Below are 10,153 nucleotides of genomic sequence, written 5' to 3'. Positions count from 1 at the left end.
CACGGCCACGGTCGAGCGCCGCACCTTCCTCGGCGACCGCGTGCAACTGCAGTTGCGCGTGGCCGACCAGCCGCAGATGCTCCTGGCCGACACCGCGCGCGACACGCCCTACGGCATCGGCGATGCCGTCGCGCTTCGCATCCACCCCGACCGATTGATGAGCCCGCAGGACACCCGCGCATGACCGCCACGACCCACGACACCTTCCTGGTCCAGCTCACCGACCTGCACATCCGCGAGCCGGGCCGGCTGGCCTATGGCCGCATCGACACCGCGCCCTACCTCGAGCGCGCGGTGCAGTCGGTGCTCGCGCTGCGACAGGCGCCCGACGCGGTGGTGATCACCGGCGACCTCACCGACTTCGGCCGTGCCGCCGAGTACGAGCACCTCGCGCGCCTGCTGGCCCCGCTCGAGGCACGGGGCATCCCTGTCCACCTGATGCCCGGCAACCACGACGACCGCGACCAATTGCGCCGCAGCTTCCCCGGCCACGCCTACCTCGGCGACGGCGGCGACACCGACGGCTTCGTGCAGTACACGCTGCGCGTCGGCGCGCTGCGGCTGATCGCGCTCGACACCGTGGTGCCTGGCGCCAGCCATGGCGCGCTGTGCGAGAAGCGGCTGGCCTGGCTCGAGGCCCGGCTCGGCGAGAGCCGGCGCGAGCCGGTGGTGGTCGCGATGCACCATCCGCCGTTCCAGACCCTGATCGGCCACATGGACGAGATCGGCCTGCTCGAGGGCGCGGCGGAACTCGAGGCCCTGATCGCGCGTCATCCCAACGTGGAACGCGTGATCTGCGGCCACCTGCACCGCGCCATCGACGTGCGCTTCGGCGGCACCCTCGCCTCGACCGCGCCCGCGCCCGCGCACCAGGTCTGCCTCGACCTCGCGCCCGACGCGGCCTCGGCCTGGACGCTCGAGCCCCCGGGCTTCCGCGTGCATGCCTGGTCGCCAACGGCGGGCCGGCTGGTCACGCACCTCGCGGCTTCCGGGCATTTCGAGGGGCCGTACCCGTTCCACGACAACGGCGCGTTGATCGACTAGGACCCCGGCTGGCCTGCACCGGCCACATGTGGAGAATGGGGGGTCGACGCAAAACCGAATCAGAACGAAAAGAAAGGATCAAGCCCGACACCCATGAAGCATCTTCTGAACCTGCTGGCGGCCGTCGCCCTGCTGGTGTGGGGCACGCACCTCGTGCGCACCGGCGTTCTTCGCGTGTTCGGCGCCAACCTGCGCAAGATCCTCGTGCAGAGCATGCGCAACCGATTCACGGCCGCCCTCTCGGGCATCGGCGTCACGGCCCTGGTGCAATCGAGCACCGCCACCTCGCTGATGACCTCCTCCTTCGTCGGCCAGGGCCTGGTCACGCTGCCCGCGGCGCTGGCCGTGATGCGCGGCGCCGACGTCGGCACGGCGCTGATCTCGGTGCTGTTCTCGGCCGACCTGTCCTGGCTCTCGCCGATGTTCATCTTCGTGGGCGTGGTGCTGTTCATCACCCGCTCGGCCACGGTCGCCGGGCGCGTGGGCCGCGTCTTCATCGGCCTGGGCCTGATGCTCCTGGCCCTCCAGCTGGTGGTCGAAGCCACCGAGCCGCTGTTCTCCTCGGCCGCCGTGCGCGCCCTGCTGGCCTCGATCAGCAGCGACGTGCTGCTCGAGATCACCATCGGCGCCGTGCTGGCGATCGTGGCCTATTCGAGCCTCGCGGTGGTGCTGCTGGTGGCGACCATGGCCAATTCGAACGTGGTGCCGCTGGACGTCGCGCTCGGCCTGGTGCTCGGCGCCAACCTCGGCAGCGGCCTGCTCGCGGTGCTGACCACCGCCAAGTCGGCGATTCCGGTGCGGCAGGTGACCATCGGCAACCTGCTGTTCAAGGCCCTGGGCGTGGCGATCGTCGCACCCTTCGTCGGGCTCTGGATTCGCCACGTGCAGCCGCAATTGCCCACGCCCACGCACGGCGTGGTGCTGTTCCACCTGGCCTTCAACATCGTCATCAGCGTCGGCTTCATCGGCCTCACGCAGATGGTCGCGAACCTGGTGACGCGCATGCTGCCCGAGCCCGCGCCCTCGACCGCCTCGCTGCGGCCGCACCACCTCGACCCCTCGGCGCTGTCGACACCCACGCTCGCGATCTCCAATGCCGCGCGCGAGGCGCTGCACCAGGCCGACATCGTGGAGACGATGCTGATCGGCGTGCTCGACGTGATCCGCCGCAACGACCTCAAGCTCGCGCAGGAGCTGCGCCAGCTCGACGACACGGTGGACGAGCTCTATTCGGCGATCAAGTACTACATGACGCGCATCTCGCGCGAGGCCCTCGGCGAGGAGGAGAGCCGGCGCTGGACCGACATCATCAGCTTCACGATCAACATGGAGCAGATCGGGGACATCATCGAGCGGGTGATCCAGGACGTGGAGGACAAGAAGATCAAGCCGCAGCGCAACTTCTCGGAAGCCGGCATGGCGGAGATCGTCGAGCTGCATGGGCGGCTGGTGGCGAATCTGCGGCTGTCGATGAGCGTGTTCCTGAACGGGAATGTTCGGGATGCGCAGAAGCTGCTCGAGGAGAAGGCTCGGTTTCGGGATCTGGAGCGGGCTTATGCGACGACGCACCTGGATCGTTTGTCGGATCGGACGACGTTGAGCATCGAGACGAGTTCATTGCATATCGATCTGATCAGTGATTTGAAGCGGATCAATTCGCATATCTGTTCTATTGCTTATCCGATCTTGGAGTCGGCTGGGGCGTTGGCGCCTTCTCGGTTGAAAGAGTCTCGGTTGGGGAAGATCGAAGGCTGAGTTTTGTATTGAAGCCGTTGGCCGGGTCTCGCCCCGGCGGGCGAGTCACTTTCTCTTGTCTCGCCAAGAGAAAGTAACCAAAGAGAAGGCGACCCCGCTGTCTGTGTCCCTCCGCTTCGCTGCGGGCAACCTGCGGTGCTCGGAGAAAGCAGGGGTCCGCAGAACTCGCTCCACTTCGTTGCGCTCAGACAGCTGCGGCCCTTATCCCGCTTTCTCCTGCGCTCCTCGGCACAGCCAGAGGGGATGAGGGTCAACGCGCCATGGCGCGTCCTTGTGTGGGGTGCAGGAATGCTTCCGCTCCGGGTCTTCTTTCGAGGCCGAGCGAAGCGAAGGCCTGTCGGGTATCTGTGGCCGAGCGCAGCGATGGCCCGACCCACCCCCTCTGGCTGCGCCGAGGAGCGCAGCGTTTCGCGGATAAGGGCTCGCAGCTGTCTGAGCGCAGCGCAGCGGAGCGAGTTCTGCGAGACCCCGCGAAACGCGAGCACCGCAGGTTGCCCGTAGCGAAGCGAAGGGTCGCAGACAGTGGGGTCGCCTTTTCTTTGCCTACTTTCTTTTGGCGAAGCAAAAGAAAGTAGGTCCGCCGCCGGGCGGAATTCCCGGCTCCTGCCGCCGCAAAGGCAAACGCTATTTAGAAGAAACAGCCCCCACAACAGCAGAAGGCTCAGCAACCCCAGCTTCCCGCCGCGCATACCTCTGCGCCAACACAGCACAAACCATCAACTGCATCTGATGAAACAACATCAGCGGCAAAACGATGGCGCCAACAGCATGCGAAGCAAACAGAACCTTCGCCATCGGAATCCCGCTAGCCAGACTCTTCTTCGACCCACAGAACACGATAGTGATCTCGTCCTCCGTATCGAAGCCAAGCTTGCGCGCCAACAAGGTAGTCAGGCTCAACGCCAAAGCCAGGATCACCGCACACACCACCAGCAACCCCACCAGCGCATGCCCCGGCACCTGCCGCCACAACCCCTCGATCACCGCCGCACTGAACGCCGTATAGACCACCAGCAGGATCGACCCCTGGTCCACGAACTTCAGCACCGAGGCACGCCGCTTCACCCAGCCCCCGATCCACGGCCGCAGCAGATGCCCCGCCGCGAACGGCACCATCAGCTGCAGCAGGATCCGCCCGATCGCATCGAGCGACGACGAAGCCGCATGCCCGCCGTGCGGCAACACCACCAGCCCCACCAGCACCGGCGTCACGAACACCCCCAGCAACGTCGAGGCCGAGGCGCTGCAGATCGCCGCCGGCATGTTGCCGCGCGCCATCGCGGTGAAGGCGATCGCCGACTGCACGGTGGCCGGCAGCACGCACAGGTACAGCACGCCGGTGTAGAGCTCGGGCGTGACCAGCGGCACCAGCACCGGCTTCAACGCCAGCCCGAGCAGCGGGAACAGCACGAAGGTGCTCGCGAACACCAGCAGGTGCAGCCGCCAGTGGGTGATGCCCTCGAGGATCGCCTCGCGCGAGAGCTTGGCGCCGTGCAGGAAGAACAGCAGGCCGATGGCCACCGTGGTCAGGCCCTCGAAGAACTGGGCCGGACGGCCGCTGGCGGGAAGCAGGCTCGCGAGGGTGACGACCGACAGCAGCGCGAGGGTGAAGTTGTCGGGCAGGAGACGGGAACGGGACATGGAAAGGCAAAGCGCGACCGGCCCCTGTGCAGGGACGATCGCTCGAATAAGGGATTACCCGTATTTTCGCGCTAGTGCGCCGTCGAGGCGGCGGGGCGCGAAGAAGGCGACGCGGACGGTGGGGGATAGCTCGCGGCGGCCGTCGTGAAGCGCGCCTGCCGGCGGCGCAGGCAGTAGTCGATCAGGTCGTCGACCTCGGTGGCCTTGTCGAACACGGCGTCGGCGCCGAGCTGCAGGCAGCGGCGGCGCATGTCGGGGGTGGCGTGGTTGCTCAGCACCACCATCTTCTGGGCCGGATCGCGGTGGCGGCAGGCCTGCAGCACGCTGAGGCCGGTGCCGTCCTTGAGGAACAGGTCGACGATCGCCAGATCCCACAGCGCCATGTTGCGCGTCAGCCAGCGCGTGCTCTCGGCCTCGGTGTCGGCCAGGCCGACCGGATCGACCCGCGCCACCTCGCGCAAGGTGCCCACGAGGTTCTCGCGGATGGTGGGGTTGTCTTCGACGATGAAGGTGCGGACGGTGCTCATGGCGGCATGCGGCCATCCCTGCGGGCGGCGAAGCGAGGCATCCGCTTCGGCCCGATGAACGGCTGGCTGGACTTTGTTGGCAACTAGGCTACAAAGTGCACCCGCCACAAGACGCAGGCATGACACCCCTGCCCGGGTAGGACAAGGCCGGGGTGCCGCCACGCCCGGCTTCGGGGCCGCTCAGAGCGTGAAGATCGTGCAGCCCGTGGTCTTGCGCGCCTCGAGGTCGCGGTGCGCCTGCTGCACGTCGTCCAGCGCATAGCGTTGCACGATCGGGATCTTCACCGCGCCGCTTTGCACGATGGCGAACAGGTCGTCGGCCGCCGCCTGCGTGCTGTCGCGCGTGGCCAGGTGCGAGAACAGCGTGGGGCGCGTCAGGTACAGCGAGCCCTTCGAGGCCAGCACGCCGAGGTTCACCGGCGGCACCGGGCCCGAGCCGTTGCCGAACACGGCCAGCAGGCCGAAGGGACGCAGGCAGTCGATCGAGCCTTCGAAGGTGTCCTTGCCGACCGAGTCGTAGACCACCTTCACGCCCTTGCCGCCGGTGATCTCCTTGACGCGGGCGGCGAAGTTCTCGCTGCTGTAGTTGATGGCGTGCGCCGCGCCGTGGTCCAGCGCGAGCTGGCACTTGGCGTCGCTGCCGGCGGTGCCGATCAGCTGCAGGCCCAGCGCCTTGGCCCACTGGCAGGCGATCAGGCCGACGCCGCCGGCCGCGGCATGGAACAGCACGAAGTCGCCGGGCTGCAGGCCCTCGGCCGGCAGCGTCTTCTTCAGCAGGTACTGCGTGGTCAGGCCCTTGAGCATCATGGCCGCGCCGGTCTCGAAGGAGATGTCGTCGGGCAGCTTGCAGACGCACTTGGCGGGCATCACGCGCAGCTCGCTGTAGGCGCCGGGCGGCTGGCTCGCATAGGCGGCGCGGTCGCCGGCATTCAGGTGCGTCACGCCCTCGCCCACCGCCTCGACCACGCCCGCGGCCTCCATGCCGAGCTGCAGCGGCATCTGGAACGGATAGAGCCCGCTGCGCTGGTAGGTGTCGATGAAGTTCAGGCCCACGGCCTTGTGGCGGATGCGGATCTCGCCGGGGCCGGGCTCGCCGACCTCGACCTCGACGATCTTCAGTTCCTCGGGACCGCCATGGCGGTCGATACGAACGGCTTTGCTCAACATCGGTGCTGTCTCCACGCGCGAAAAAAGAAGAGGCGCATCCTGCCATGTTTGGGGTTTCCGCGGCGACACGGGTCATTGCCGCCAGCCGCTAGAGTCGGCGCCCATGCCATCGCCACAGCGCCTCACGCCCCTGACCATCCTCCTGCTCGTCGTGCCGCCGCTGCTGTGGGCCAGCAACGCGGTGGTCGGCCGCCTGGTGCGCGAGCTGGTGTCGCCGCTCACGCTGAACTTCGTGCGCTGGGTGATCGCCTTCGTGCTGCTGCTGCCGCTCGCGGCCCCGGTGCTGCGGCCCGCGAGCCCGCTGTGGGCGCACTGGAAGCGCTACGCGCTGCTGGGCCTGCTGGGCATCGGCCTGTACAACGCCTTCCAGTACCTGGCGCTGCAGACCTCCACGCCGATCAACGTGACGCTGGTGGGCTCGAGCCTGCCGCTGTGGATGCTGGCGGTGGGCAGCCTGTTCTTCGGCGCCCGCCCGCATGGGCGCGCGATCGGCGGCGCGCTGCTGTCGATGCTCGGCGTGCTGCTGGTGCTCAGCCGCGGCGAGTGGCGCCAGCTGCTGGCGCTGCGGCTGGTGCCGGGCGACCTCTACATGATCCTGGGCACCATCGCGTGGGCCTTCTACAGCTGGTTGCTCGCGCGCACGCACGAGCCCGCCGCGCTGCGGCGCGACTGGGCCGCCTTCCTGATGGCGCAGCTGGTGTTCGGCATCGCCTGGTCGGGCGCGCTGGCGGCCGGCGAATGGACGCTGACGCCGGCCCACCTCGACCTGGGCTGGCCGCTGGTCGCCGCCATGGCCTTCATCGGCATCGGCCCGGCCGTGCTGGCCTACCGCTGCTGGGGCACCGGCGTGCAGCGCGCGGGGCCGCAGGTGGCCGGCATCTTCATGAACCTCACGCCGCTGTTCGCGGCCGTGATGTCGGCGGCCTTCCTGCGCGAGGCGCCGCACTGGTACCACGGCGCGGCCTTCGTGCTGATCGTGGGCGGGATCGTGGTGTCGACGCGGCGCTGAACGAGCGCTCGCGCGCGCACTGCTCAGGGCTTGCGGAACAGCCCGGTCAGCAGGTCCTTCTCGTCGAAGCGGTCGTCCTTGAAGCACTCGATGGTTTCCAGTCCCGCCCCTTCCATCGCCTGCGCCAGGCTGGCCTCGGTGTAGAAGCCCACGTGGCAGGGATCGGGATAGGCGCGGTCGTAGGGCATCGAGATCACGAAGTAGCCGCCCGGCACCAGCGACCGGCACGCCGAAGAGAGGAAGTCCGCCACGTCGTCGGCGTAGATGTGCTCCAGCGTATGGAAGCTCACGACGGTGTCGGCCGGCGGAACGATCGGGCCGTCGGCCGTGAGGTCGTGCTCGACGAACAGGCTGGCCAGGGGCACGGCATCGAAGAGTTCGCGCGCCAGCGACAGCGCCTGTTCGTTGAGGTCCACGCCGACCACCTCGCTGACCCGCGGGTTCTCGCGCAGCCAGTAGGTGCTCGCGCCGTGGTTGCAGCCGATGTCGAGCACGCGGCCCTGGATGAAGGGCGCATAGGCCTGCAGGATGCGGCGGTTCGCATGCCGCTCCCAGAAGCCGAACGGGCTCGGCTCGACCGTGAGGTACGACTCCTTGGCATAGCGCACCGGCGGCGGCGCGTCGGGCGCGAACAGGTGCGCCAGTTCCGGTTGGCTCGCCAGCCAGCGCGGCGCCTCCTCGCGGCCCACCAGCTGCCACGCATAGCCGGGCCGGTCATAGAGGTCGCGCCCCGAGGCCAGCAGCGCGGGGATGTCGAGCGCATCGAGCAGCTCGGGCCGGTTGTATTCCTGGTGCGCGAAGCCGCGGATCTTGGCGCGCACCGCCTCCTCGTCCATCGCGAGGTACGACAGGTGCCAGCCCGCGTCGTCGATCAGCCGCGCCGGCTGGGCGCCGTTGCGCACGCGCAGGCGCAGCTGGTCGGGCGTGAGGCCGTCGAGCCGCGCGCGCGTGGCCGCCACGGTCCAGACCGACGCGGCCTCGGGGCCCCGCACGTTGCGGTAGTTGGCGTAGAAGTAATAGAAGGCCTGGCGCAGTCCGAAGACCTCGTGGCGGCGGTCGTCGCGCATGGCGCGCACGGTGCCGGCGCGCGGTATCTCGTCGGCGTCGGAGATCATCACCAGGTCGTGCGGCGCCGCGTCGTGCAGGCCACGCAGGATCTGGTTGCGCTGGAATTTCTCGCGGATCCAGAAGCCCGATTTCGGCGTGTCGGCATGCCAGTCGCCGGGCACGGCCATCGCATCGGCGGCCGCGTCGACCTCGGGCATGTCGTGCACCGCCACATGGCGGATGCGCGGCAGGAAGGCCGCGATGCGAGGGTCGGCGGCATCGAAGCGCAGCGGCTTGGGCACGCCGGTGAAGCTGCGGTCGGCCTCGACCACGACGAAGCAGTCGACCACCTCGTCGAGCTCGTGCAGCCGCGCCGCGAGGATGTCGGCCTCGCCGTTGTAGGTGAAGCAGTCGTAGACCCTGCGCGTGGGGCCCGGCGACACGGCCACGGCCTGCGCCTCGGGCGGGAACTCGATGCGGTAGCCGCGGCGCTCGAACATCGTCAGCAGGTCGCGCTCGCCGTACCAGCCGTCGAGCTCCGACAGCGGCACCAGCGAACGCACCGTGGGCGGCGACAGCGACACCAGCCGGCGCACCTTCGAGTGATGGCCGAAGATCTTCAGCGCATCGAAGCCATGGTGCAGCTGCGGGCCCGCATGCTCGATCGCGAACTCGCGCGCCAGCTCGACCGGCGCGAAGCGCAGGCCCTGGGCCTCGAGCGCGGGCCGCAGCACGCCGGTCAGCTGCACGTCCTCCAGCAAGGGGTCGTGATGCCAGTGCATCCGCAGCGGCTCGCCCTCGAGCGCATCGGGCGGCGGAATCTCGACGCGGATCTGCGGATGGTCGACCAGCGCGCGCAGGAAGCGCCGGCTGCGCAGGCTGAAGCCGCCATTGAGCACCGGCGTGACGCGGTGGTCGGGCCGCGCGTACTCGTCGGCCCATTCGAAGCGGGTGCGCCAGTACGCCGGCCCCTGCGGCGGCTCGATGCGCGCGAGGTGGATCGGCGCGCCGATGCAGTCGTGGTCGAGGAAGGCCTCGTTCCAGTTGGCCGCGTCGAGCACCCAGCCGTCTTCCTGCACGATCAGCACGAACTCGGTCTGCACCACGCGCCAGAGCGCGAACATGATGAACCAGCTGTACTCGTGGTAGTTGAGCGGCGCGATCGCGCGGTGCGCGATGCCGCGGCCCAGATCGGCCGGCGCCTGCGGGCTGCACAGCAGCGCGCGCGCGCCGGGCATCTGCGCCAGGCTCAACGCGAGCGCCATGGCGGCGCCGCGCGCGTCCGGCAGGCCGGTGACGGACACCAGCGTGATCTTCTCAAACGACTCCCTGCTCATCTTCTTCCTGCCCCGCGAATTCTTCGTTCCGCGTGATGCCCGGTCCGGCTCAGTAGGTGCCCGGGTAGGCACCGCCATCGGCCAGCACGTTCTGCCCGGTCATGTAGCCGGCCTGCACGCTGCAGAGGAAGGCGCAGATCGCGCCGAACTCGGCCGGCGTGCCGAAGCGGCGCGCGGGCACGGACTTCTTGCGGTTCTCCCACACGGTGTCGAAGTCCAGGCCCGACTTCTGCGCCGCGCCGCTCATCGTGCCCTTGAGGCGGTCGGTCTCGAAGGAACCGGGCAGCAGGTTGTTGATGGTCACGCCCTTGGCCGCGACGCCGCTGCGCGCCACGCCGGCCACGAAACCGGTGAGGCCGCTGCGCGCGCCGTTCGACAGGCCCAGCACCTCGATCGGCGACTTCACCGAGCTCGAGGTGATGTTGACGATGCGCCCGAAGCCGCGCTCGGCCATGCCGTCGACCGTGGCCTTGATGAGCTCGATCGGCGTGAGCATGTTGGCGTCGACCGCCTTGATCCAGTCCTCGCGCTCCCAGTTGCGGAAGTCGCCGGGCGGCGGGCCGCCGGCATTGGTGACCACGATGTCGAAGGCGTGGCCCAGCGCGAACACCGCGGCGCGGCCGGCC

Annotated in this window: 9 protein-coding genes; 4 read left to right on the top strand and 5 right to left on the bottom strand. The window is 68.8% G+C overall.

The annotated features are described in order from the left end of the window. From AC27VN_RS21405 to AC27VN_RS21395, 3 genes are all read left to right on the top strand, one after another. Positions 1–184: TOBE domain-containing protein (locus tag AC27VN_RS21405; protein WP_490877815.1), on the top strand; the 184-nt coding region annotated here is incomplete at its 5' end. Then, entirely contained in the window at positions 181–1,044 is an 864-nt protein-coding gene (locus AC27VN_RS21400) for a phosphodiesterase (protein WP_490877814.1), read from the top strand. The genes AC27VN_RS21405 and AC27VN_RS21400, both read left to right, overlap by 4 nt. A 93-nt stretch (positions 1,045–1,137) precedes the next feature. Continuing rightward, positions 1,138–2,799: a Na/Pi cotransporter family protein gene (locus AC27VN_RS21395; RefSeq protein WP_093355764.1), complete on the top strand. Its 1,662-nt coding sequence runs from the start codon at positions 1,138–1,140 to the stop codon at positions 2,797–2,799. 624 nt (positions 2,800–3,423) lie between these two features. Here AC27VN_RS21395 and AC27VN_RS21390 read toward each other — a convergent pair. The 3 genes from AC27VN_RS21390 to AC27VN_RS21380 form a co-directional block, all read right to left on the bottom strand. Next, positions 3,424–4,440, bottom strand: a complete 1,017-nt coding sequence (locus tag AC27VN_RS21390; protein ID WP_490877813.1) for a bile acid:sodium symporter family protein — start codon at positions 4,438–4,440, stop codon at positions 3,424–3,426. A 71-nt stretch (positions 4,441–4,511) separates the two neighbouring features. Further along, positions 4,512–4,967 carry a response regulator gene (locus AC27VN_RS21385; RefSeq protein ID WP_093351697.1) on the bottom strand — a complete coding sequence of 152 codons (456 nt, stop codon included), beginning with the start codon at positions 4,965–4,967 and terminating at the stop codon, positions 4,512–4,514. 180 nt (positions 4,968–5,147) lie between these two features. Then, positions 5,148–6,134, bottom strand: coding sequence for a quinone oxidoreductase family protein (locus tag AC27VN_RS21380; RefSeq protein ID WP_490877812.1), 987 nt, complete (start codon positions 6,132–6,134; stop codon positions 5,148–5,150). Between the two features lie 103 nt (positions 6,135–6,237). On the opposite strand from AC27VN_RS21380, the gene AC27VN_RS21375 reads away from it, so the two are divergent. Then, entirely contained in the window at positions 6,238–7,143 is a 906-nt protein-coding gene (locus AC27VN_RS21375; protein ID WP_490877811.1) for a DMT family transporter, read from the top strand. 23 nt (positions 7,144–7,166) lie between these two features. Here AC27VN_RS21375 and AC27VN_RS21370 read toward each other — a convergent pair whose 3' ends face one another. Continuing rightward, complete coding sequence (locus AC27VN_RS21370; RefSeq protein ID WP_490877810.1) at positions 7,167–9,527, bottom strand: DUF5672 family protein; 2,361 nt, start codon at positions 9,525–9,527, stop codon at positions 7,167–7,169. A 49-nt stretch (positions 9,528–9,576) separates the two neighbouring features. Beyond that, positions 9,577–10,153: SDR family oxidoreductase (locus AC27VN_RS21365; protein WP_490877809.1), on the bottom strand; the 577-nt coding region annotated here is incomplete at its 5' end.

It is taken from the genome of Variovorax sp. 20P10.2.4 (genome assembly GCF_058244205.1).
This window is presented reverse-complemented; position numbering and strand designations above follow the sequence as displayed.